The sequence below is a fragment of the Pseudomonas eucalypticola genome (assembly GCF_013374995.1).
Lineage (GTDB): Bacteria > Pseudomonadota > Gammaproteobacteria > Pseudomonadales > Pseudomonadaceae > Aquipseudomonas > Aquipseudomonas eucalypticola.
In genome coordinates, this window is record NZ_CP056030.1 from 425,929 (window position 1) to 448,631 (window position 22,703).

A 22,703-nucleotide genomic window follows, 5' to 3' on the forward strand; every position below is an offset into this window, starting at 1 on the left:
GCACATGATAAAGACGTGGTGTGGAATGTTCGGGCTATTGGCGGCGATGGCTGCCGCGGCCCAGGAGCAACCGGGGGACTTCACCAACCAGGTGCCGTTGAGTGTCAGCGGCCAGGGGCCCTGGTACCGGCTGGACCTGCCCTTGGCGTTGCAGTTGGGCGCGCGCCAGGCGGACCTGGGCGACGTGCGGGTATTCAACGCCGCCGGCGAACCCCAGGCCTATGCATTGATTCACCAGGGTGCGCGGCATCAGCAAAGCGAGCACCAGGCCAGCGTGAAGTGGTTCCCGCTGTACGATGATGCCGAAAGCGCACCGGGCACCCCGAAGGTACGGGTACAGACCGGCCCCAGCGGCAGCCTCATTGAAGTGCAACCGGAAGAGGAGCTGGAAGCGGGCGAAGAAGTGCTGCGCGGCTGGTTGCTGGACACCAGCGCCATCAAGGAACCGCTGACCCAGCTGAGCCTCGACTGGAGCAGCGAGCGCGAAGGCTTTCAGCGCTTCAGCATCGAAGCCAGTGACGACCTGCAGCATTGGCGCCCGTGGGGGGAAGGCCAGGTAGCCCGGTTGTCGTTTGCGGACGAGCGCATCGAACAGCACGAGGTCACCCTGCCAGGCCTGCCAGCCCGCTACCTGCGCCTGTTGTGGCAGGTGCCGCAGTCGGCACCGGTGTTGAGCCAGGTGCTGGTGCAAAGCAGTGCCACGGATCATGTGCCATCGCCGCTGGTGTGGTCGGAGCCCATCAAGGGCAGCAGCCTGAAAGCCAATGAATACACCTGGATGCTACCGGCGGCGTTGGCGGTGGAACGGATTCAGGTAGGCCTGGACCAGCCCAACAGCCTGGCACCCGTGGACCTGTTCGGGCGCTACGACCCCAATGGCAGCTGGGAGCCCCTGGAAAGCGGCCTGTTGTACCGCCTGACCCAGAACGGCCAGGACGCGGTGCAGAGCGAGCTACCTTTGCGTGGTGAAACCCTGCGCCAACTCAAGCTGCAAGTGGACGATCGCGGTGGCGGCCTGGGGGCCGAGGCGCCGTTGCTGCGTGTCGCGGTGCGGCCTGTGCAACTGGTATTCCTGGCGCGGGGCGCGGGGCCTTACCGCCTGGCCATCGGCAGCGCGGCGGTACAAGGCGCACCACTGCCTATCGGTACCTTGATTCCAGGCGTGGACGAGCAACGGCTGGGTACCCTGGGCGTAGCCGAACCGGCCATTACGCCGGTGATTGTCGCGCCACCACCGCCATCGGCCGCAGTGGCTTCAGCCTCGAACTGGAAGCGCATCAGCCTGTGGTTGGTGCTGGTCATCGGCGTGCTGGCACTGGCGGCCATGGCCTGGAGCCTGACCCGCTCGCGGCCCAACTCGCCGTGAGGCCATAAGCGCCACCGGCGGTCGTTTTCGGGCTACGCTTGAGCGGTGGCGTGAACCTTTATCGTTACAGCCCGGTCTGAAGGGCTGCAACCACGCCCCCAATTGCTCGCTAGGTGGCCAATGAGCCTGTAAACTGCGCGGGTTTTTTCCCACCCCATTCTCCGGAGCCGTCCATGTCCCGCGTTACCCTGAGTCGCTATTTGATCGAGCAGACCCGCAGCAACAAGACCCCTGCCGATCTGCGCTTCCTTATCGAAGTGGTGGCGCGCGCATGCAAAGAGATCAGCCACGCTGTGTCCAAGGGCGCCCTGGGCGGTGTACTGGGCAGCATGGGCACCGAGAACGTGCAGGGCGAAGTGCAGAAGAAGCTCGACGTTCTGTCCAACGACATCCTGCTGGAATCCAACGAATGGGGCGGCCACCTGGCCGGCATGGCGTCCGAGGAAATGGACAATGCCTACCAGATCCCGGGTCAGTACCCCAAGGGTGCCTACCTGCTGGTATTCGACCCGCTGGACGGCTCGTCGAACATCGACGTCAACGTTTCGGTCGGCACCATCTTCTCGGTACTGCGCTGCCCAACCGAGTACCTGACCCAGAACGACAGCCTCAACGAGCAGGCTTTCCTGCAGAAAGGCACCGAGCAGGTCGCCGCCGGCTACGCCATCTACGGCCCGCAGACCATGCTGATCCTGACCTTGGGCAACGGCGTCAAAGGCTTCACCCTGGACCGCGAGATGGGCAGCTTCGTGCTCACCCACGAAAACATCAGCATTCCGGAAACTACCGCCGAGTTCGCTATCAACATGTCCAACCAGCGTCACTGGGAAGCCCCGGTGAAGCGTTACGTCAGCGAGCTGACCGCCGGTGAAGAAGGCCCGTTGAAGAAGAACTACAACATGCGCTGGATCGCCTCCATGGTGGCCGACGTGCACCGCATCCTGACCCGTGGCGGTCTGTTCATGTACCCGCGTGATGGTCGCGAGCCAGAGAAACCCGGCAAACTGCGCCTGATGTACGAAGCCAACCCGATGTCGTTCCTGGTGGAACAAGCGGGCGGCGCGTCCACCGACGGCCACCAGCGTATCCTCGACATCCAGCCTGAAGGCCTGCACCAGCGCGTGGCGGTGTTCCTGGGTTCGAAGGAAGAAGTCGAGCGTGTGACCGCTTACCACAAAGAGTAAGGCTTCAGAGCAGCGGCGCCTGGTTCCCAGGCGCCGCTGCGTTCAGATGCGGAAGCTGCCCACCAGTTGCTTCAACCGCGAAACCTGCTGCTCCAGCTCACCGCAGGCCCGCAGCGTGGATTGCAGGTTTTCCACCCCTTCCTGGTTCAACGTGTTGATCTCGGTGATGTCCATGTTGATGGCCTCCACCACGGCGGTCTGCTCTTCGGTAGCGGTAGCCACCGACTGGTTCATGCCGTCGATCTCGCTGATACGTTGAGTGACGCTGCCCAGGCGCTCACCGGCCTGGTTGGCGATACCCACGCTTTGCTCGCTCTGGCTCTGGCTTTCGGTCATGGTGCCTACGGCTTCGCGGGCGCCCACCTGCAGTTCCTCGATGATCTTCTGCACTTGTTGCGCCGAGTCCTGGGTGCGGTGCGCCAGGTTGCGGACTTCATCGGCCACCACGGCGAAGCCACGGCCAGCGTCGCCTGCGCGGGCGGCCTCGATGGCAGCGTTCAAGGCCAGCAGGTTGGTCTGCTGGGAGATGCTGGTGATCACCTCCAGAATCTGCCCGATGTTCACCGTGTTGGCGTTCAGGGTCTCGATGTTGCCGCACGAGTCGCTGATCTTCGCCGACAGTTGGCCCATCACTTCGATGGTCTTGTTCACCACTTGCTGACCGTCTTCGGCCAGGTTGCGCGCGTCGCTGGAGTGCTGCGAGGCCAGGGCGGCGTTCTGGGCGATTTCCTGGGCAGCGGCGCCCAGTTCGTTGATGGCCGCGGCCACGCTGCTGGTGCGGCTGGCCTGCTGGTCGGAGTTGAGCATCGACGAGTTGGAGGCACTCACCACCTGCAACGCCACTTCGTTGACCCGGCCAGTGGCCGAGGACACTTCGCGAATCGATTCGTGGATGCGTTCCACGAAGCGGTTGAACGATTGCCCCAGGGCGCCGAATTCGTCCTGGCCGTGGATGACCAGGCGCTTGGTCAGGTCACCTTCACCTTCGGCGATGTCATGCATGGCGCGGCCCATCACGTGCAGCGGCTCCATCAACATGCGAATCAGCAGGCCCAGCAAGGCGATGATGATCACCACGGCAATCACCGTGGCCACCAGCGCCGAATTGCGGAATTCGCCGAGCATGGCGTAGGCCGCGTCCTTGTCCAGCACCAGGGCCACGTACCAGTCGGCCGATGGCACGCCGTTTACGCGGGTGAACGAAATGAACTGGGTCTTGCCGTTGAATTGCACTTCCTTGAGGCCAGGCGACACCTGGGGGGCGCCCTGGGGGTAGGCCTCCGAGAGCTGCTTGAGGTCCAGCTTGGTGTCGGGGTGGATCAGGATCTTGCCGTCGCCGGTGACGATGAACGCGTGGCCGTGGCCGCCGAAGTTCAGCGAATTGATGATGTCGCTGATGCTGGTCAGGTCGATGTCTGCACCGGCGACGCCGATGAACTGGTTGTCATGGCGCACCGGGGTGGCGATGGTGATCACCAGCTTGCCGGACGACGCCGCGATGTAGGGTTCGGTAACGATCGTCTGCTGGGCCGCGTTCGCCGCCTTGAACCAGCCGCGCTGGCGCGGATCGTAGTCGGCTGCGCGGTTGCCGGCCGGTACCGAGAACATCACGCCGCTCTGGCCGCCGAAGTAGGTCAGCTGGAAGTTGCTGGAATAGGCGGGCAGGCCGACGCTGCGCGTGAGGCTTGCGGTTGAGTCGCCATCCACTGCCACTTGCTGGCCTAGGGACTGCAGCAACTGGATGCGGCTTTCCAGCCAGGTCTGGATGTTGCTGGTGGTCAGCATGCCCAGCTGCTTCATCGAAGCCTCGGTGTTTTCATGCAGGGTGGCGCGCTGACGGTAGTCGTTGAAGAGCATGAAGCACGAGAACGCCAGGGCCACGATCAGGGCCGCCGCGATCAGGATCTTGTGGCTGAATTTCAGGTTTTTTGTCATGTGAGATGATCTGCACGCAAAGAGGCGAGTCAAACGGGGGTGGCAATCTGCCAGAAGCCCGCAGATAGCGCTATCTACTGTCGGCAGGTTTGTGACGAAGATTAATGTACGTTTTGGTGCGTTGACCGATGGTCGTTCGTGGCGGTCATAAATGCCGCGCCAGGGCGGGAACCTGGCTGCGCTTTTCTCTTCTAAGCTCTAGCTGGCAGCCAGGCCGGCATTATTGTCCAGGAGTGACTTTCCATGTCTTTGCGTTCCATCGCCCTGTTGTCGTTTTGCGTGCTGCTTGCAGCGTGCAACAAGATCAACCAGGAAAACTACTCACAGATCAAAGCGGGCATGACCAAGGCCGAAGTCGAACAGCTGCTGGGTAGCCCCACTGACTGCTCCGGCGCGCTGGGCGTTTCCAGTTGCACCTGGGGTGACAAGAACAGCTTCATCAGTGTTCAGTACGCAGGCGAGAAGGTAGTCATGTACTCCGGGCAGGGTCTGAAATGAGTCGTTTGAAGCTGGCTGCATTCTTGCTCGGTGGCTTGGCCGCCGGGGCACTGTTGGGTGGTTGCGCGAACCGGGGCGACGATGGCCTGGCGCCGCGCACGGTCGACCATGTCGACCTCAAGCGCTACCAGGGCACCTGGTACGAGCTGGCGCGCCTGCCCATGTTCTTCCAGCGCAACTGCGCGCAATCCGAAGCCCATTACCGGCTCAAGCCCGATGGCAATGTCGCGGTGCTGAACCGCTGCCGTACGCAGAAGGGTGAATGGGAGGAGGCCACGGGCACCGCGTCGCCGCAGGTGCCGGGCAAGACCGACAAGTTGTGGGTGGTGTTCGACAACTGGTTCTCGAAGCTGCTGCCGGGCGTTGCCAAGGGCGACTACTGGATTCTGTACGTCAGCGACGACTACAAGCAGGCGGTAGTGGGCAACCCCGACCGCAAATACCTGTGGCTGCTATCGCGCACCCCTACCGTCTCGAAAGCGGTGCGTGAAGAGATGCTGACCAAGGCCCAGCAGCAGGGTTATGACACCACCAAGCTGATCTGGCGCGCCAAAGATTCGGAAATCGGCAAATAAATGCCCGGTCCCGCCGGGTAGCCTTCAGTTCAGAAGGCTGCCCAGCACGCCGGCGAAAGCCTGTGCGCTTTCATGCTCCTGGGCATGATGCCCTTCGCTGACCACCTGCATTCCGTTGACCCACACATCCCGCACCTGGCGGTCCCCGCCGGCGAACAGCCAGCGGTTGAGAATACCGTCGCCGGTGGCGGTGGCCAGGTAGGGGTCACTGCCATCGAGCACCAGCCAATCGGCCCGGGCGCCCACGCGCAGTGCGCCAATGGGCTGGCCGAGGGCCTGGGCGCCGCCCTGCAGGGCGGCGTCATACAGGGTGCGGCCCACCATGGGCTGGTCCTGGCCGTAAAGCCGGTTGCGGCGCTGGTCGCGCAGGCGTTGGCCGTATTCCAGCCAGCGCAGTTCCTCTACCACACTCAACGACACATGGCTGTCCGAGCCAATGCCCATGCGCCCGCCCTGGGCCAGGTAGTCCACTGCCGGAAAAAGCCCGTCGCCCAGGTTCGCCTCGGTTGTCAGGCACAGCCCGGCCACCGCACCGCTGGCCGCCATGCGCCGCACTTCATCGGTATCGGCATGGGTGGCGTGCACCAGGCACCAGCGTTGATCCACGGGCACGTTGTCGTACAGCCACTGCAGCGGGCGCTTGCCGCTCCATGCCAGGCAGTCGTTGACCTCTTTCATCTGTTCGGCGATGTGGATGTGTACCGGGGCGCAGGTGTCGCTCGCGGCCAGCACCTGGCTGATCTGCTCAGGGGTGACCGCGCGCAATGAGTGGAAGCACAGGCCCAGGCGCTGGGCCGGCTGTTCGGCAAGAATGGGCGCCAGGCGCTGTTGCAGCGTCAGGTAGGCATCAGTGCTGTTGATGAAGCGGCGCTGGCCGTCGTTGGGTGCCTGGCCGCCAAAACCCGAGTGGCTATAGAGCACCGGCAACAGCGTCAGGCCGATGCCGCTGCTGGCGGCTGCGTGGCTGATCTGGCGGGACAGCTCGGTGGGGTCCTCGTAGGCACGGCCGTCGGTGTCGTGGTGCACATAATGGAATTCAGCCACCGAGGTGTAGCCGGCCTTGAGCATCTCGATGTACAGCTGACGGGCGATCACCCCCAGTTGCTCGGGGCTGATCTTGCCGACCAGGCGGTACATCAGGTCGCGCCAGGTCCAGAAGCTGTCGTTGGGGTTGCCGGCCACTTCCGCCAGGCCTGCCATGGCCCGCTGAAACGCGTGGGAGTGCAGGTTGGGCATGCCCGGCAGCAGCGGACCCTTCAGAAGCAAGGCATTCTCGGCACTGGCGTTGGCCTGGAGCAGGGTGATCAAGCCATCGGCCCCGACCTCGATGCGGACATTTTCAGCCCATCCGGATGGCAACAACGCGCGTTCGGCAAAGAAGGCGGACATCGACACTTACCTCATCAGGTTTATTTGTATATACATATACAGACGTTTGCCTGCTCGGTAAACTGCGGCAAGCTATCCATCTATCGTTTCAACTGGCCTAAAACAGAAGGATTTCCCGTGTCGACTCCGCCCGCCGTCTCTCCGCTGGTTGCCCAGATGGGCGAAAGTCCGGCACCGCTCTATGCCCGCGTCAAGCAGATGATCGCCCTGCAGATTCAGAACGGCACCTGGCCGCCGCACCACCGCGTGCCGTCGGAAAGCGAGCTGGTCAGCCAACTGGGTTTCAGCCGCATGACCATCAACCGCGCGCTGCGCGAGTTGACCGCTGAAGGCCTGCTGGTGCGCATGCAGGGCGTGGGCACCTTTGTCGCCGAACCCAAGAGCCAGTCAGCGTTGTTCGAAGTGCACAACATCGCCGATGAAATCGCGTCGCGTGGCCACCGCCACCGCTGTGAGGTGATCATGCTGGCCGAGGAAGCCGCCGGCTCCGAGCGTGCCCTGGCGCTGGACATGCGCGAAGGGCAGAAGGTGTTCCATTCGCTGATCGTGCACTTCGAAAACGATATTGCGGTGCAGATCGAGGACCGCTACGTCAACGCCGTGGTGGCGCCCGATTACCTGAAACAGGACTTTACCCAGGAAACGCCCTACGCTTACCTGTCCAGGGTTGCTCCGCTGACCGAAGGCGAGCATGTGGTCGAGGCTATCCTGGCTGACCCGTCGGAATGCAAGTTGCTGCAAATAGAGCCTGGCGAACCCTGCCTGCTGATCCGCCGCCGTACCTGGTCGGGTCGCACCCCGGTGACCGCCGCGCGCCTGATCCACCCCGGCTCCCGGCACCGCCTGGAAGGACGATTCAGCAAATGAGCACATTCAAACTGTTGCGCGCCGCGGGCTACCCGCGCATGCCGTGGAAGAATGGTGGCGGCAGTACCGAGGAAATCGCCCGCGATGGCGGCGATGGCCTGGACGGGTTCGGCTGGCGCCTGTCGATTGCCGACATTGGTGAATCGGGCGGGTTCTCCAGCTTCGCGGGTTACCAGCGGGTGATCACCGTGTTGCAGGGCAAAGGGATGGTGCTGAATGTCGATGGCACCGATAGCCGCGAACTGCAGCCCTTCGATCCCTATTCGTTCACCGGTGACAGCGCCGTTTCGTGCACCCTGGTCGGCGGCGAGATCCGCGACTTCAACCTCATCTACGCGCCCACTCGGTACCGTGCGCGGCTACAGTGGCTGGAGGGTGAGGCACGGCTGTTCACCGCGGCCCAGACCCTGTTGATCTTCAGCGTCGCCGACGCCCTGACCGTCAAGGCGGGCAGCACTCCCCATATCCTGGGCTTGTACGACTGCCTGCAAATCGAGACAGACGCCCTTGCCGAACTCAGCGTCGACGGCCACTGCTGCCTGATCGAACTGTCGCCGGCCTGACCCACTGCGCCGTGGCCTTCCCGAGCTTCGCCCGGTCCCACAGGGTATGCGCGGCGTTGCGGGGCCAGGGTCAGGTGTAAAAGCGCACCAAGTTGTTACCGATTGCCCCAAGGCGGCGCAAAAAAGTCCCGTCGAGACGGACCGAAACTCCACCGATCATCTGCCCGCGCAACAATTCTTTTTGCCTTCCACCCCGCTCGTTCCCTGCCTTCTACCCTCTACCAGTACCCGCCCAACCCCTCGACCACAAAAGTTGGCAACTCAATTGCATATGCTTGTATGTACAAGTAAAGACGTGCACAGAACAGTGCAGTTACCGCAGAGGAGTCCTTTTCGTGACCGACAAAGCTCAAACCAAATACCGTGATGTCGAAATCCGCGCCGCCCGCGGTAACAAGCTGACCGCCAAGAGCTGGCTGACCGAAGCGCCGCTGCGCATGCTGATGAACAACCTCGACCCGCAGGTGGCCGAGAACCCCAAGGAGTTGGTGGTTTACGGTGGTATTGGCCGCGCCGCGCGCAATTGGGAGTGCTATGACAAGATCGTCGAGAGCCTCACGAACCTCAATGACGATGAAACCCTGCTGGTGCAGTCGGGCAAGCCGGTAGGCGTGTTCAAGACCCACAGCAACGCCCCTCGCGTGTTGATCGCCAACTCCAACCTGGTGCCGCACTGGGCCAACTGGGAGCATTTCAACGAACTGGACGCCAAGGGCCTGGCCATGTACGGCCAGATGACCGCTGGCAGCTGGATCTACATCGGCAGCCAAGGCATCGTCCAGGGCACCTATGAAACCTTCGTCGAGGCTGGTCGCCAGCACTACAACGGCAACCTGAAGGGCAAGTGGGTACTGACCGCCGGCCTGGGCGGCATGGGCGGTGCGCAACCATTAGCCGCGACCCTCGCCGGGGCGTGCTCGCTGAACATCGAGTGCCAGCAAAGCCGCATCGATTTCCGCCTGGCCAGCCGCTATGTCGACGAGCAGGCCACTGACCTGGACGACGCCTTGGCCCGCATCGCCCGGTATACCGCCGAGGGCAAGGCGACTTCCATCGCGCTGCTGGGCAACGCTGCCGAAATCCTGCCGGAGCTGGTCAAGCGTGGCGTGCGCCCCGACATGGTCACCGACCAGACCAGCGCCCACGACCCGCTCAACGGCTACCTGCCTGCTGGCTGGACCTGGGAGCAATACCGCGACCGCGCCCAGACCGAGCCCGCTGCCGTGGTCAAGGCCGCCAAGCAGTCCATGGCCGTGCACGTACAGGCCATGCTCGATTTCCAGAAGCAGGGCATCCCGACGTTCGACTACGGCAATAACATCCGCCAGATGGCCAAGGAAGAGGGCGTGGCCAACGCTTTCGATTTCCCTGGCTTCGTGCCTGCCTATATCCGCCCGCTGTTCTGCCGCGGCATCGGTCCGTTCCGCTGGGCGGCGCTGTCAGGTGACGCCCAGGACATCTACAAGACCGACGCCAAGGTCAAGGAGCTGATCCCCGACGACGATCACCTGCACAACTGGCTGGACATGGCCCGTGAACGCATCAGCTTCCAGGGCCTGCCCGCACGTATCTGCTGGGTAGGCCTGGGCCAGCGCGCGAAGCTGGGCCTGGCGTTCAACGAGATGGTGCGCCGTGGCGAGCTGTCGGCCCCGGTGGTGATTGGCCGTGACCACCTGGACTCCGGCTCGGTAGCCAGCCCCAACCGTGAAACCGAAGCCATGCAGGATGGTAGCGATGCGGTGTCCGACTGGCCGCTGCTCAACGCCCTGTTGAACACCGCCAGCGGCGCCACCTGGGTGTCGCTGCACCACGGCGGTGGCGTGGGCATGGGCTTCAGCCAGCATTCGGGCATGGTCATCGTCTGTGACGGTACCGACGAAGCTGCTGAGCGCATCGCCCGCGTGCTGCATAACGACCCGGCGACCGGCGTCATGCGCCACGCTGATGCCGGCTACCCGATCGCCATCGACTGCGCCAAGGAACAAGGGCTGAACCTGCCGATGATCAAAGGCTGATCTAAGGTCCATCAGGCTGCCCGGGTCGGCAGCCTGACGTTGGCTTCCAAATTGCTTGTAGTTGTATGTACAAGCATAGGTAAGCGACGGTCAGCGAGCTTGTAACACTTTCTCTCATTCGACTTTGCAGGAAGGTTAACGATGGCGCAGAAATTCGGGTTGTTGGGTTCATTGGCATTGAGCGCTGCACTGCTGGCCGGCATGCCGCTGGCCCAGGCCAAGGACTGGACGTCGGTGAACATTGCCACCGAAGGCTCCTATGAGCCGTGGAACGTCACCCTGCCGGGCGGCAAGATCAGCGGGTTCGAGCCCGAGCTGATGGAGATTCTGTGCCAGCGCATGCAGCTCAAGTGCAATATTTCGGTGCAGAACTGGGACGGCATGATCGCCAGCCTCAACGCCGGCAAGTTCGATGTGCTGATGGATGCGGTGGTCATCACCGAAGACCGCAAAAAGGTCATGGCCTTCTCCATTCCTTACGCGCGTACCCCTGCCAGCTTCGTGGCCCTGGATGCCAAGTTGCTGCCTGGCGAACCAGGCCCAGCCCACGAGATCACCCTGGGCACTGACGAAAAACAGATCAGCGAGACCATCGAAGGCCTGCGCAAGGCACTGAAGGGTAAGACCATCGGTATCGCCTCGGGCACCATCTATACCCCCTTCATCGACGACCACTTCAAGGACGTCGCCACCATTCGCGAATACAACGCCTCGGCGGACACCATCCTCGACCTGCAGGCCGGGCGCATCGATGTGGCGTTCGACGATGTGACCTTCCTCGACTCGCTCAAGGCCAAGGACGAAAACAAGAACCTGGCCTACACCGGCCCGCAGATCGGCGGCCCTATCTGGGGGGATGGCGAAGGCCTGGGCTTCCGCCAGGCAGACGCCGACCTGAAGGCCAAGTTCGACGCCGCGCTGAAAGAGGCGCTGGCCGATGGCACGGTGAAAAAGCTCAGCGAGAAGTGGTTCAAGCTCGACCTTACGCCTAAGTCATAAGCGGGGCGGGGCCGGCGCCTGCGGGCGCCGGATGTTCAACGATTGAAGTGGCAGGAAAAACCTCATGAATCTCTTGCAGATGCTCAGCTTCGGTGACACCGGTTGGGGCATGGCGCTGCTCAAGGCAGCGGCCATGACCCTGCTGCTGACCCTGGCGGCGTTGCTGATCGGCGCCCTGGTGGGCAGCCTGGTGGCCACGGCGAAGCTCTCGCGCCGGCGTGGCGTGCGGTACCTGGGCGATGCCTACTCGATCCTGTTCAGAGGGATTCCTGAACTGCTGGTGATCTACCTGTTTTATTTCGGCGGCGCCAGCGTGGTGTCGGCGATCAACCACTGGTTCGGTGGCCAGGGCTATGTAGACGTGCCGCCGTTCCTGGTGGGCGCCATCGCCGTGGGGCTGATTTCCGCCTCCTACCAGGCCGAGGTCTACCGTGGTGCCTTCATCGCCGTGGCCAAGGGCGAACTGGAAGCGGCGCTGGCCATCGGCATGAGCCGTGGCATGCGCATTCGTCGGGTACTGATTCCGCAGATCTGGCGCTACGCGCTGCCGGGCCTGGGCAACGTCTGGCAAATGAGCCTGAAAGACTCGGCACTGATCTCGGTGATCGGACTGGTGGAACTGATGCGCGCCAGCCAGGTGGCGGCCGGCTCTACCCGTCAGTACTTCACGTTCTACATCGTCGGCGGGGTGTGCTACCTGGTTCTCACCGGGCTTTCAGGCCGCCTGTTCAACCTTGCCGAGTCGCGGGTGCAGCGTACCCAGCGGCGCAACCCGACGCAGTCCTGAGAAGGGGAAACCAGATGATCGATTTTGCCTTTCTCGCCGACACCATGCTCAAGTTGCTGGGCGCCTTGCCCACTACGTTGACGCTGTTCTTTTCCTCGCTGGTGCTGGGCTTGCTGCTGTCCCTGGGCGTGGTGGCCATGCGCGTCAGCCGCTGGTGGTTCCTGAGCATGCCGGCGCGCTTCTACATCATGCTGTTTCGCGGTACGCCGCTGCTGATCCAGATGTTCCTGATCTATTACGGCCTGGGCCAGTTCCCGGCCATTCGCGACAGTTTCCTCTGGGTGGTGCTGAAGTCACCCTACGGCTGCGCCGTGGTCTCGCTGGCGATGTGCACCGCCGGCTATACCGCCGAAATCATCCGCGGCGGCCTGCAGAGCGTGCCCCACGGCCAGATCGAGGCCGGCCAGGCGGTGGGCATGAACCCCTGGACGCTGCTGTGGCGTGTCATTGCCCCGGTCACCTTGCGCCAGGCGCTGCCGGCCTATTCCACCGAGGCCATCCTGCTGGTCAAGTCCACCGCCCTGGCCAGCCTGGTCACCGTGTGGGACGTGACCGGGGTGGCCCAGCAGATCATCCAGCGCACCTACCGCACCATGGAGGTGTTCATCTGCGCGGCGCTGATCTACCTGGTGCTGAATTTCCTGGTGGTGCGCGCCGTGGCCTGGATCGAACACCGCCTGTCCCCGCACCTGCGCGAGCGGCCCCAGGGCGCGCCGACCAAACCGGTGCCTGAAGCCACCCCCCATTCCTGATTGCAGCGGAGCTTGCCATGAGTACTCAATTCCAGACCGCCCTGTCGGTCGCCAATATTCACAAGGCCTTCGGTGCGACTCAGGTGCTCAAGGGCATTTCCCTGGATGCCCACAAGGGCGATGTGATCTCGATTCTCGGCGCCAGCGGCTCGGGCAAGAGCACCTTTCTGCGCTGCATCAACCTGCTGGAAACCCCGGACGAGGGCAGCATCGTCCTGGACGGCGAAGCCATCGAGATGAAGCGCCACCGTGACGGCCGCCTGCTGCCCGGCAACCGTCGCCAGGTTGAAGCCATGCGCAGCAAATTGGGCATGGTGTTCCAGAGCTTCAACCTGTGGTCGCACATGACCGTGCTGCAAAACGTGATCGAAGGGCCCTTGCGCGTGCTCAAGCGTTCGCGTGCCGAATGCGTGGAGGAGGCCGAAGCGTTGCTGCACAAGGTCGGCCTGTACGAGCGTCGCGACTACTACCCGGCGCACCTGTCCGGCGGCCAGCAGCAGCGCGTGGCCATTGCCCGTGCGCTGGCCATGAACCCTCAAGTGATGCTGTTCGACGAGCCCACGTCGGCCCTGGACCCGGAGCTGGTGGGTGAAGTGCTGCGGGTGATGCGCTCGTTGGCTGAAGAAGGCCGCACCATGCTGGTGGTCACCCATGAAATGGGCTTCGCCCGCCATGTTTCCAACCGCGTTGTGTTCATGCAGGGCGGCCAGATCGACTGCCAGGGTAGCCCCGCCGACCTGTTCGAAGGCTTGCCGACCGAGCGTTTCCGCCAGTTCGTGTCCAGCCATCAGCAGCGCAATGCCGAGTAAACGCCACCTAACCTGAGGATCGTTGTATGGCTGGTTCAGTTGACCGTGCTGCAAGCACGCCATTGATCGAAAAACGCTCGATCGATTACATCCCCGAGTCCGAACGCCACGGCAAGTTATTCAGCCAGTTCACCCTGTGGCTGGGCGCTAACCTGCAGATTACCGCCATCGTCACCGGTGCCCTGGCCGTGGTGTTGGGCGGCGATGTGTTCTGGTCGCTGGTGGGGTTGTTCGTTGGCCAATTGCTGGGGGGTGCGGTCATGGCCCTGCACGCGGCACAGGGCCCGCGCCTGGGCCTGCCGCAGATGATTTCCAGCCGGGTGCAGTTTGGCGTGTATGGCGCGGTGATCCCGCTGGTGCTGGTGTGCCTGATGTACATCGGCTTCTCGGCCAGCGGCTCGTTGCTGGCCGGCCAGGCCATCGCTCAATTGCTGCAGGTGGAGGACTGGGAAGGCATCGTCATCTTCGCCGCGTTGATCGTGGTGCTGACTGTCTTCGGCTACCGGGTCATCCACATGATCGGCCGCATCGCCAGCGTCCTGGGTGTGGTGGCCTTCATCTACCTGTTCTACCGGCTGCTGGCGGGTAATGACATCGGTGCGTTGCTGGGCAACAAGCATTTCTCCCTCAGCAGCTTTCTGTTGGCAGTATCCCTGTCGGCGTCCTGGCAGATAGCCTTCGGGCCTTATGTGGCGGACTACTCGCGTTACCTGCCGAGCAACACCTCGGTGCCCGGCACGTTCTGGGCCGTGAGCCTGGGGGCGGTGATCGGCGCCCAGGCGTCCATGGTGTTCGGCGTGTTCGCCGCCGCCCTGGCGGGCTCGCAGTTCGCTCACCATGAAGTGTCGTTCATTGTCGGCCTGGGCGGCACCGGCGTGGTCGCGGCGCTGCTGTATTTCAGCGTGGCCTTCGGCAAGGTGACCATCACCACCCTCAATGCCTATGGCAGTTTCATGTCCATCGCCACCATCGTCAGCGGTTTCCGCGGCAACCGGCACATCTCCAGCGCCCTGCGCCTGGCCTACATCTTTGCCATGGTCGGCCTGGCCACTTTGCTGGCGTTGCTGGGCAAGGACTCGTTCCTCAAGGATTTTTCGGCGTTCATCCTGTTCCTGCTGGCGTTCTTTACTCCGTGGAGCGCCATCAACCTGGTGGACTTCTACTGCATCACCAAGGAGCGCTATGACATTCCCGCGCTCAGTGACCCGAATGGCCGCTACGGGCGCTGGAACGTTCCGGGCATCAGCATCTATGTGCTGGGCGTACTGATCCAGATGCCGTTCATTTCCACGCACTTCTACACCGGCCCGCTGGTGGCCAGCCTGGGTGATACCGATATCTCCTGGATCATCGGCCTGGTGGTGCCGGCGGTGCTGTACTACGTGGTCGCCAGGCGTTGCACCCGGTCCATACCCGATCAGTTAATCCGGCCAGACGCGGCCAAGGGCACGCCGGGCGAGTTCGGGAAGGCTATACCTCAGGGGACCTTCTGACGTGTGAGAGCCGCTCATGTTCCCCGATGACCTTACCTTTTCCATTGCCGACTGGGTCAACCGAGGCGTCGACGCCCTGGTGACCCGCTATGGCGACCTGTTCCGCCAGGTGTCCGAGTCCTTGCTGTGGGTGATCGTGCGCCTGGAAAACGGCTTGCGGCTAGTGCCCTGGTGGCTGCTGCTGATCATCGTCGGCGGCATCGCCCTGCATGCCACGCGCAAGGTGTTCAGCGCCCTGTTGATCATGGGCCTGCTGTTTCTGGTGGGCGCGGTAGGCTTGTGGGACAAACTGCTACTGACCTTGGCACTGATGCTGGTAGCCACGGTGATCGCCGTGCTGATCGGCATTCCCCTGGGCATTCTGGCGGCGCGCAGCAACCGCCTGCGCGCGGTACTGATGCCCTTGCTGGACATCATGCAGACCCTGCCCAGCTTTGTGTACCTGATTCCGGTGCTGATGCTGTTCGGCCTGGGCAAGGTGCCGGCCATCTTCGCCACGGTGATCTACGCCGCGCCGCCGCTGATACGCCTGACCGACCTGGGCATCCGCCAGGTAGACCGCGAGGTGATGGAAGCGGTGAATGCGTTCGGCGCCAGCCGCTGGCAGCAGTTGTTCGGCGTGCAGTTGCCGCTGGCGTTGCCGAGCATCATGGCGGGGGTCAACCAGACCACCATGATGGCCTTGTCCATGGTGGTGATCGCTTCGATGATCGGCGCCCGCGGGTTGGGCGAGGATGTACTGGTGGGCATCCAGACCCTCAACATCGGGTTGGGGCTGGAGGCGGGACTGGCCATCGTGATTCTGGCGGTGGTGATCGACCGCATCACCCAGGCCTACGGCCGGCCACGCCATGAGGTGCGGCCATGATCGAGGTGCGTAACGTGTCCAAGGTGTTCGGCGCCAAGCCCGAGCGCGCCCTGGCCATGCGCCGCGACGGCGCCAGCAAGGATGAGGTGCTGGCCGCCACCGGTTGCGTGATCGGTGTCGATGACCTGTCGTTGACGGTTTCACAGGGCGAAATCTTCGTGGTCATGGGGTTGTCCGGTTCCGGCAAGTCGACCCTGGTACGCCACTTGAACCGGCTCATCGACCCCACCAGCGGCCAGGTGCTGGTGGCCGGTGAAGATATTCTGGGCTACGGCCGCCGGGCCCTGCGCGAATTTCGTCGGCACAGCGTGAGCATGGTGTTCCAGAGTTTCGGCCTGCTGCCGCACCGCACCGTGCTGGAGAACGTCGCCTACGGGCTCCAGGTACGCGGTGAAAGCCGCCAGCAGTGCGCCGAACGCGCCGCCCACTGGGTTCAGGTGGTTGGCCTGCAAGGTTACGAGCGGTCCTGGCCGCATCAGCTGTCCGGTGGCATGCGCCAACGTGTCGGGCTGGCCAGGGCACTGGCTGCCGATACGCCGGTCATCCTCATGGACGAAGCCTTCAGCGCCCTCGACCCGCTGATCCGCGCCGACATGCAAGACCAGTTGCTGGCCCTGCAACAGAACCTGCGCAAGACCATCGTGTTCATTACTCACGACCTGGACGAAGCCATTCGCCTGGGCAACCGCATTGCCATCCTGCGCGACGGCCGCCTGATTCAGGTGGGCGCCCCCGCGGACATCCTTCACCACCCGGCCGACGACTACGTGAACCGTTTCGTCCAGCGTCGGGTGGCCACCTATTAAGGAGCGCTGTAGATGTTGTTGGCCGAAAACGTCGTCATCGCCGACGCCAGAATGCGTTGGCAGGATGTGGTCGCCGTGGCGCGCTTTGGCGCCAAGCTGGAACTGTCCGCCCAGGCCTGGGCGCGCATCGACAATGCCCAGGCCATCGTGCAGTGCATTGTCGAAAGCGGTGAGCGGGCTTATGGCGTGAATACCGGTCTGGGGGCCTTGTGCAACGTATCGCTGCAAGGCGAGCAGCTCAGCCAGTTGTCGCGCAATACCTTGCTCAGCCACGCTTGCGGGGTGGGTAAGCCGCTGACCGACGAGCAGACGCGCGCGATCATCTGCGCCGCCATCATCAATTTCTGCCAGGGCAAGTCGGGGCTGCACCGCCAAGTGGTGGAAGGCCTGCTGGCGCTGCTCAACCGTGGTATTACCCCGCAGGTCCCGTCCCAGGGCTCGGTGGGCTACCTGACCCATATGGCCCACATCGGCGTCGGCCTGCTGGGCATCGGCCCAGTCAGTTACCGGGGCGAAATCGTCGAGGCTGCCCGGGCCTTCGCCGCCGAAGGCCTGCAACCGGTGCAACTGGGGGCCAAGGACGGTTTGTGCCTGGTCAATGGCACGCCGTGCATGACCGGCCTCAGTTGCCTGGCGCTGGACGACGCCTGGCGGCTGACCGGCTGGGCGGATGTCATCGGCGCCATGAGCTTCGAGGCCCTGCGCGGGCAGATCGACGCCTTCGACCCGGCCATCATCAGCCTCAAGCCGCACCCCGGCATGCAGGTGGTGGCGCATAACCTGCGCACCCTGCTGGCCGAGAGTGAAGTGATCGCCAGCAGCCGCGGCATTCGCACCCAGGACGCCCTGAGCATCCGCTCCATTCCCCAGGTGCACGGCGCTTCCCGCGACCAATTGGCCCATGCGGCGCGGCAGATCGAGATCGAACTCAACTCGGCCACCGACAACCCGTTGTTGCTGGGCACCCCGGCGGATTTCCGGGTGATGTCCCAGGCCAACCCCCACGGCCAGTCGGTGGCGATGGCCGCCGATGTGCTGGCCATTACCGTGGCCGAGATCGGTGCCATCGCCGAACGGCGCCTGGACCGCATGATCAACCCGCTGGTCAGCGGCTTGCCGGCCTTCCTGGTCAGCCAGCCGGGGGTCAATTCCGGCATGATGATCGTTCAGTACGTGGCGGCCTCGCTATGTGCGGAGAACCGCCAACTGGCGCAACCGGCGGTTGTGGATAACTACGTGACCTCGGGCCTGCAGGAGGACCACCTGAGCATGGGCACCAACGCCTCGCTCAAACTGCACCGGGCACTGGAGAACTGCACGCAGATCCTCGCCATCGAATATTTGCTGGCGGCCCAGGCGTTCGAGTTTCTCAAGGAGCAGCGCTTCGGTGTCGGTACCGATACCGCCTGGCGGCTTCTGCGTGAACACATTCCGCCCTACGACCAGGACCGCTGGCTGGCGCCCGACATCGCCGCCAGCGCCGCCCTGCTCAAGGACCCGGCCCTGCTGGGCCGTACCTTCCCCGAATTGTTCCAGGAGTTCCTGTGATGAAAACCCTGTGGCAGCACTGCCATGTGGCAACCATGGCCCATGGCAAATACTCCATCATCGAAGACGCAGCGATCGTCACCGCTGGCGGCACCGTGCACTGGATCGGCCCACGCAGCGAGGCGCTGGTGGGGGAGGGCGTGGCCATCATCGACCTGGGCGGTGCCTGGGTCACGCCGGGCCTGATCGACTGTCACACCCACACAGTATTCGGCGGCAACCGCAGCGGTGAGTTCGAGCAGCGCCTGCAAGGGGTCAGTTACGCCGAGATTGCCGCGGCGGGTGGCGGCATCGCCAGTACCGTGCGGGCCACCCGCGCCGCCACTGAGGATGAGCTGTTCATCAGTGCTCGCAAGCGTCTGGCCAGCCTGCTGCGCGACGGCGTCACCACCGTGGAAATCAAAAGTGGCTATGGCCTGGACCTGGCCAGCGAGCGCAAGATGCTGCGGGTGATCCGTCGCCTGGGTGAGGCCCTCCCGGTAAGCGTGCGCGCCACCTGCCTGGCGGCCCATGCCCTGCCGCCGGAGTACAAGGACCGCGCCGACGACTATATCGCGCACATCTGCGACGAGATGCTGCCAGCCCTGGCGGCCGAAGGCCTGGTGGACGCGGTGGATGCCTTCTGCGAGTACCTGGCGTTCTCGCCGGCGCAGGTGGAGAAAGTGTTTCTCAAGGCACGCGAACTGGGCCTGCCGGTGAAGCTGCATGCCGAGCAGTTGTCGTCGCTGGCTGGCTCCAGCCTGGCGGCGCGCTACCAGGCGCTGTCGGCCGACCACCTGGAATTCATGACTGAAGATGACGCCCGGGCCATGGCAGCGGCCGGTACCGTAGCGGTGCTGTTGCCTGGCGCTTTCTATTTTCTGCGCGAGACCCGGTTGCCGCCCATGGATGCGCTGCGCCAGCACGGCGTGGCGATTGCCATTGCCAGCGACCTCAACCCGGGCACGTCGCCGGCATTGTCCGTACGCCTGATGCTGAACATGGCCTGCACCCTGTTCCGCATGACCCCGGAAGAAGCCCTGGCCGGTGCCACCGTGCATGCCGCCAAGGCGCTTGGCCTTGGCCACAGCCATGGGTCGCTGGAAGTGGGCAAGGTCGCCGACTTCGTCGCCTGGGACATCGAACGCCCCGCTGACCTGGCCTATTGGCTGGGTGGCGAGCTGAACAAGCGCGTCGTGCGTCACGGCGTGGAAGTCACTGCTGGAGAACTGACCCGTGGATAACGTCCTGACTTTCAAGCGCGGCCGCGTGCCGCTGTTGATCAGCATGCCCCATGCCGGCCTGCGCCTGACCCCGGCCGTGGAGAACGGCCTGATCGATGAGGCACGCAGCCTGCCCGACACCGACTGGCACATCCCGCGGCTCTACGATTTTGCCGATGAGCTGGGTGCCAGCATCGTGGCTGCCGAGTACTCGCGGTTCGTCATCGACCTCAACCGGCCGTCCGACAATAAGCCGCTGTATGCCGGCGCTACCACTGGCCTGTACCCGGAAACCCTGTTTGACGGCGTACCGCTGTTCCGCGAAGGGCAGGAGCCTACTGCCGCCGAGCGTGACCGCTACCTGGCCGAGATCTGGGGACCGTACCACCGCACTATCGAGCAGGAACTGTCGCGCCTGCGCGATGAGTTCGGCTATGCGCTGCTGTGGGACGCCCACTCCATCCGTTCCCACGTACCGCACCTGTTCGACGGCCGCCTGCCGGACTTCAACCTGGGCACCTTCAACGGTGCCAGCTGCGACCCCGAACTGGCCCAGCGCCTGGAGAGTGTTTGCGCCCGGTTTGGTGATTACACCCATGTGCTCAATGGCCGCTTCAAGGGTGGACACATCACCCGTCATTTTGGCGACCCGGCCCATGACATTCATGCGGTGCAGCTGGAGTTGGCGCAGAGCACGTATATGGAGGAGTTCGAGCCATTCAACTACCGGCCTGACCTCGCCGAACCGACCCGCGAAGTGCTCAAGGCATTGCTCTCCGAGCTCCTCGCCTGGGGCGGCAACCGCTACCCCTGACTCGCAGGGCCGGGCGAAGCTCGGGAAGCAGGCAGCCGAGTCTCCCAGACCCACCGCGCCGCGCCGTTCCCGAGCTGCGCCCGGTCCCACAGAGGGAACGCGGCGGCCGGGTCTTTCTCTGTGGGACTGGGCGAAGCTCGGGAAGCAGGCAATCGAGTCTCCCAGACCCACCGCGGCGCGCCGTTCCCGAGCTGCGCCCGGTCCCACAGAGGGAACGCGGCGGCTGGGTCTTTCCCTGTGGGACCGGGCGAAGCTCGGGAAGCAGACAGCCGAGTCTCCCAGACCCACCGCGGCGCGCCGTTCCCGAGCTACGCCCGGTTCCACAGAGGGAACGCGGCGGCTGGGTCTTGCCCTGTGGGACCGGGCGAAGCTCGGGAAGCAGGCAATCGAGTCTCCCAGACCCACCGCGGCGCGCCGTTCCCGAGCTGCGCCCGGTCCCACAGAGGGAACGCGGCGGCTGGGTCTTTCCCTGTGGGACCGGGCGAAGCTCGGGAAGCAGACAGCCGAATCTCCCAGACCCACCGCGCAAGCGAACGCGACGCCGCCGCTTTCCTGGGCCAGAGGGCATTGATGTACGAGGGCCTGGCAAGGCTGAAATGCCCCCTGATACCAAGGGGGCATGATCTGTAAGCGATTCGGGTTTATGATGCCTCACGGCACTTATGACAGAAGTCCCAGCAGGGATGACCCAACACCCTTACGGAGCGTGCAATGCAGACTTTGTACCCGCAGATCAAACCCTACGCCCGGCACGATCTGGCCGTGCAAGAGCCGCATGTGCTGTATGTCGACGAGAGCGGTTCGCCCGAGGGCCTGCCGGTGCTGTTCATCCACGGCGGCCCCGGTTCCGGCTGCGATGCCCAGAGCCGCTGCTATTTCGATCCCAACCTGTACCGCATCGTCACCTTCGACCAGCGCGGCTGCGGTCGCTCCACCCCCCATGCCAGCGTGGAAAACAACACCACCTGGGACCTGGTGGCCGACATCGAGCGCATCCGCGAGCACCTGGGCATCGACAAATGGGTGCTGTTCGGCGGCTCGTGGGGCTCGACCCTGGCCCTGGCCTACGCCCAGACGCACCCCGAGCGTGTCCATGGCCTGATCCTGCGCGGCATCTTCCTGGCCCGTCCGCAGGAGGTGGAATGGTTCTACCAGGCCGGCGCCAGCCGCCTGTTCCCCGACTACTGGCAGGATTACCTGGCGCCCATTCCGGCAGACGAGCGCCATGACCTGCTGAGCGCATTCCACAAGCGCCTGACCGGCAACGACCAGATCGCCCAGATGCACGCCGCCAAGGCGTGGTCTACCTGGGAAGGCCGCACCGCCACCCTGCGCCCCAACCCGCTGGTGGTCGACCGTTTCTCCGAACCGCAACGGGCGTTGTCCATTGCCCGCATCGAATGCCACTACTTCATGAACAACGCGTTCCTGGAACCCAACCAGTTGATCCGCGATGTGCACAAGATCGCTCACCTGCCGGCGGTGATCGTGCATGGCCGCTACGACGTGATCTGCCCGTTGGACAACGCCTGGGAGTTGCACCAGGCCTGGCCCAACAGCGAGCTGCAGGTCATCCGCGATGCCGGCCACGCCGCGTCCGAACCCGGTATCACCGACGCCCTGGTCCGCGCCTGCGACCAGATGGCCCGCCGCTTGCTTGACCTGCCCCTGGAGGAAGCGTGAAGGGGCTGCTGCAACGGGTCGGCAGCGCGCGGGTCGAGGTAGAGGGGGAGGTGGTCGGTGCCATCGACCAGGGCTTGCTGGTGCTGGTGGCAGTGGAACCTGAAGATACCCGCGCCAGCGCTGACAAACTTCTGCACAAGCTGCTTAACTATCGAGTGTTTTGCGATGGGCAGGGCAAGATGAACCTGTCGCTGAAGGATGTCGGGGGTGGCCTGCTGCTGGTGTCGCAGTTCACCCTGGCCGCCGACACGCGCAGTGGCATGCGCCCCAGCTTTTCCACCGCAGCCCCGCCGGCGCTGGGCATCGAGCTTTACGACTACTTGTTGGCGCAGGCGCGGTCGCAACATGAAGCGGTGGCCTGTGGACGATTCGGGGCTGACATGCAGGTTCACCTGGTCAACGATGGGCCGGTGACATTCCTGTTACAGACATAAGGCTCGTAAATCGTTCATTTGCAGTAAAATCGGCCGGTTTGTAGCATAAAAAGTTTACCTGACCTGATGCGTTGTCACGCGGGCTGCTGGATAATCTCGCGTCATGACATCAGCGT

The 22,703-nt window shown here is 63.8% G+C and carries 21 protein-coding genes and 1 pseudogene; 19 read left to right on the forward strand and 3 right to left on the reverse strand.

The annotated features are described in order from the left end of the window. The first annotated feature begins 4 nt into the window (after nucleotides 1-4). A complete protein-coding gene (locus tag HWQ56_RS02055) occupies nucleotides 5-1,366 on the forward strand; it encodes a DUF3999 domain-containing protein (RefSeq protein ID WP_158156314.1) in 1,362 nt (453 codons plus the stop codon). A gap of 173 nt (nucleotides 1,367-1,539) precedes the next feature. Then, nucleotides 1,540-2,550, forward strand: a complete 1,011-nt coding sequence (locus HWQ56_RS02060; RefSeq protein ID WP_158156316.1) for a class 1 fructose-bisphosphatase — start codon at nucleotides 1,540-1,542, stop codon at nucleotides 2,548-2,550. Between the two features lie 42 nt (nucleotides 2,551-2,592). Here HWQ56_RS02060 and HWQ56_RS29350 read toward each other — a convergent pair whose 3' ends face one another. Beyond that, entirely contained in the window at nucleotides 2,593-3,357 is a 765-nt protein-coding gene (locus tag HWQ56_RS29350) for a methyl-accepting chemotaxis protein (RefSeq protein ID WP_425331948.1), read from the reverse strand. Between the two features lie 138 nt (nucleotides 3,358-3,495). Further along, nucleotides 3,496-4,485, reverse strand: a pseudogene (locus HWQ56_RS29355) (cache domain-containing protein); the annotation flags it as partial. Between the two features lie 243 nt (nucleotides 4,486-4,728). On the opposite strand from HWQ56_RS29355, the gene bamE reads away from it, so the two are divergent. After that, nucleotides 4,729-4,983, forward strand: a complete 255-nt coding sequence (gene bamE / locus HWQ56_RS02070; protein ID WP_158156320.1) for an outer membrane protein assembly factor BamE domain-containing protein — start codon at nucleotides 4,729-4,731, stop codon at nucleotides 4,981-4,983. Further along, nucleotides 4,980-5,558 carry a lipocalin family protein gene (locus HWQ56_RS02075; protein ID WP_158156322.1) on the forward strand — a complete coding sequence of 193 codons (579 nt, stop codon included), beginning with the start codon at nucleotides 4,980-4,982 and terminating at the stop codon, nucleotides 5,556-5,558. Before bamE ends, HWQ56_RS02075 begins: the two co-directional genes overlap by 4 nt. Before the next feature lie 24 nt (nucleotides 5,559-5,582). Here HWQ56_RS02075 and HWQ56_RS02080 read toward each other — a convergent pair whose 3' ends face one another. Then, nucleotides 5,583-6,947 (reverse strand): formimidoylglutamate deiminase, encoded by a 1,365-nt coding sequence (locus HWQ56_RS02080; RefSeq protein ID WP_158156324.1) that lies wholly within the window; start codon nucleotides 6,945-6,947, stop codon nucleotides 5,583-5,585. A gap of 156 nt (nucleotides 6,948-7,103) precedes the next feature. Between HWQ56_RS02080 and hutC the strand changes: the two genes are divergently transcribed. The 15 genes from hutC (at nucleotide 7,104) to dtd (ending at nucleotide 22,587) form a co-directional block, all read left to right on the forward strand. After that, nucleotides 7,104-7,814, forward strand: a complete 711-nt coding sequence (hutC, locus tag HWQ56_RS02085; protein ID WP_176572324.1) for a histidine utilization transcriptional repressor HutC — start codon at nucleotides 7,104-7,106, stop codon at nucleotides 7,812-7,814. Further along, nucleotides 7,811-8,377, forward strand: coding sequence for a HutD/Ves family protein (locus HWQ56_RS02090; protein ID WP_176569669.1), 567 nt, complete (start codon nucleotides 7,811-7,813; stop codon nucleotides 8,375-8,377). The genes hutC and HWQ56_RS02090 overlap by 4 nt, the downstream gene beginning before the upstream one ends. A gap of 335 nt (nucleotides 8,378-8,712) precedes the next feature. Continuing rightward, a complete protein-coding gene (gene hutU / locus HWQ56_RS02095; protein WP_176569670.1) occupies nucleotides 8,713-10,392 on the forward strand; it encodes a urocanate hydratase in 1,680 nt (559 codons plus the stop codon). 141 nt (nucleotides 10,393-10,533) lie between these two features. Continuing rightward, complete coding sequence (locus tag HWQ56_RS02100) at nucleotides 10,534-11,391, forward strand: transporter substrate-binding domain-containing protein (protein ID WP_176569671.1); 858 nt, start codon at nucleotides 10,534-10,536, stop codon at nucleotides 11,389-11,391. A gap of 64 nt (nucleotides 11,392-11,455) precedes the next feature. Then, nucleotides 11,456-12,178 carry an ABC transporter permease gene (locus HWQ56_RS02105; protein WP_176569672.1) on the forward strand — a complete coding sequence of 241 codons (723 nt, stop codon included), beginning with the start codon at nucleotides 11,456-11,458 and terminating at the stop codon, nucleotides 12,176-12,178. Nucleotides 12,179-12,192: 14 nt separating this feature from the next. After that, nucleotides 12,193-12,930, forward strand: coding sequence for an ABC transporter permease (locus HWQ56_RS02110; RefSeq protein WP_176569673.1), 738 nt, complete (start codon nucleotides 12,193-12,195; stop codon nucleotides 12,928-12,930). A gap of 17 nt (nucleotides 12,931-12,947) precedes the next feature. Continuing rightward, a complete protein-coding gene (locus HWQ56_RS02115; RefSeq protein WP_158156338.1) occupies nucleotides 12,948-13,739 on the forward strand; it encodes an ABC transporter ATP-binding protein in 792 nt (263 codons plus the stop codon). Nucleotides 13,740-13,765: 26 nt separating this feature from the next. Continuing rightward, nucleotides 13,766-15,232, forward strand: coding sequence for a purine-cytosine permease family protein (locus HWQ56_RS02120; RefSeq protein WP_176569674.1), 1,467 nt, complete (start codon nucleotides 13,766-13,768; stop codon nucleotides 15,230-15,232). Between the two features lie 16 nt (nucleotides 15,233-15,248). Further along, entirely contained in the window at nucleotides 15,249-16,100 is an 852-nt protein-coding gene (locus tag HWQ56_RS02125) for an ABC transporter permease (RefSeq protein ID WP_176569675.1), read from the forward strand. Beyond that, nucleotides 16,097-16,906: a quaternary amine ABC transporter ATP-binding protein gene (locus HWQ56_RS02130; protein WP_176569676.1), complete on the forward strand. Its 810-nt coding sequence runs from the start codon at nucleotides 16,097-16,099 to the stop codon at nucleotides 16,904-16,906. The genes HWQ56_RS02125 and HWQ56_RS02130 overlap by 4 nt, the downstream gene beginning before the upstream one ends. Nucleotides 16,907-16,918: 12 nt before the next feature. Beyond that, a complete protein-coding gene (locus HWQ56_RS02135; protein ID WP_176569677.1) occupies nucleotides 16,919-18,454 on the forward strand; it encodes an HAL/PAL/TAL family ammonia-lyase in 1,536 nt (511 codons plus the stop codon). Then, the gene (hutI, locus tag HWQ56_RS02140; protein WP_176569678.1) at nucleotides 18,454-19,677 is read left to right on the forward strand and encodes an imidazolonepropionase; all 1,224 of its coding nucleotides are present in this window, start codon (nucleotides 18,454-18,456) and stop codon (nucleotides 19,675-19,677) included. The genes HWQ56_RS02135 and hutI overlap by 1 nt, the downstream gene beginning before the upstream one ends. Then, entirely contained in the window at nucleotides 19,670-20,470 is an 801-nt protein-coding gene (gene hutG / locus HWQ56_RS02145) for an N-formylglutamate deformylase (protein WP_176569679.1), read from the forward strand. Before hutI ends, hutG begins: the two co-directional genes overlap by 8 nt. 711 nt (nucleotides 20,471-21,181) lie before the next feature. After that, nucleotides 21,182-22,153 (forward strand): prolyl aminopeptidase, encoded by a 972-nt coding sequence (gene pip / locus HWQ56_RS02150; protein ID WP_158156353.1) that lies wholly within the window; start codon nucleotides 21,182-21,184, stop codon nucleotides 22,151-22,153. Then, nucleotides 22,150-22,587, forward strand: coding sequence for a D-aminoacyl-tRNA deacylase (dtd, locus tag HWQ56_RS02155; protein WP_176569680.1), 438 nt, complete (start codon nucleotides 22,150-22,152; stop codon nucleotides 22,585-22,587). Before pip ends, dtd begins: the two co-directional genes overlap by 4 nt. Nucleotides 22,588-22,703 lie beyond the last annotated feature (116 nt).

Bases quoted from the DNA above. Each gene is read 5' to 3' on its own strand.
- bamE (WP_158156320.1), top strand. From the start codon at position 4,729: ATGTCTTTGCGTTCCATCGCCCTGTTGTCGTTTTGCGTGCTGCTTGCA.
- hutI (WP_176569678.1), top strand. From the start codon at position 18,454: ATGAAAACCCTGTGGCAGCACTGCCATGTGGCAACCATGGCCCATGGC.
- HWQ56_RS02105 (WP_176569672.1), top strand. From the start codon at position 11,456: ATGAATCTCTTGCAGATGCTCAGCTTCGGTGACACCGGTTGGGGCATG.
- HWQ56_RS02115 (WP_158156338.1), top strand. From the start codon at position 12,948: ATGAGTACTCAATTCCAGACCGCCCTGTCGGTCGCCAATATTCACAAG.
- HWQ56_RS02075 (WP_158156322.1), top strand. From the start codon at position 4,980: ATGAGTCGTTTGAAGCTGGCTGCATTCTTGCTCGGTGGCTTGGCCGCC.
- HWQ56_RS02130 (WP_176569676.1), top strand. From the start codon at position 16,097: ATGATCGAGGTGCGTAACGTGTCCAAGGTGTTCGGCGCCAAGCCCGAG.
- HWQ56_RS29350 (WP_425331948.1), bottom strand. From the start codon at position 3,357: ATGCTCAACTCCGACCAGCAGGCCAGCCGCACCAGCAGCGTGGCCGCG.
- HWQ56_RS02080 (WP_158156324.1), bottom strand. From the start codon at position 6,947: ATGTCCGCCTTCTTTGCCGAACGCGCGTTGTTGCCATCCGGATGGGCT.
- HWQ56_RS02135 (WP_176569677.1), top strand. From the start codon at position 16,919: ATGTTGTTGGCCGAAAACGTCGTCATCGCCGACGCCAGAATGCGTTGG.
- HWQ56_RS02110 (WP_176569673.1), top strand. From the start codon at position 12,193: ATGATCGATTTTGCCTTTCTCGCCGACACCATGCTCAAGTTGCTGGGC.
- HWQ56_RS02060 (WP_158156316.1), top strand. From the start codon at position 1,540: ATGTCCCGCGTTACCCTGAGTCGCTATTTGATCGAGCAGACCCGCAGC.
- pip (WP_158156353.1), top strand. From the start codon at position 21,182: ATGCAGACTTTGTACCCGCAGATCAAACCCTACGCCCGGCACGATCTG.
- HWQ56_RS02125 (WP_176569675.1), top strand. From the start codon at position 15,249: ATGTTCCCCGATGACCTTACCTTTTCCATTGCCGACTGGGTCAACCGA.
- HWQ56_RS02120 (WP_176569674.1), top strand. From the start codon at position 13,766: ATGGCTGGTTCAGTTGACCGTGCTGCAAGCACGCCATTGATCGAAAAA.
- HWQ56_RS02090 (WP_176569669.1), top strand. From the start codon at position 7,811: ATGAGCACATTCAAACTGTTGCGCGCCGCGGGCTACCCGCGCATGCCG.
- hutC (WP_176572324.1), top strand. From the start codon at position 7,104: ATGGGCGAAAGTCCGGCACCGCTCTATGCCCGCGTCAAGCAGATGATC.
- HWQ56_RS02055 (WP_158156314.1), top strand. From the start codon at position 5: ATGATAAAGACGTGGTGTGGAATGTTCGGGCTATTGGCGGCGATGGCT.
- HWQ56_RS02100 (WP_176569671.1), top strand. From the start codon at position 10,534: ATGGCGCAGAAATTCGGGTTGTTGGGTTCATTGGCATTGAGCGCTGCA.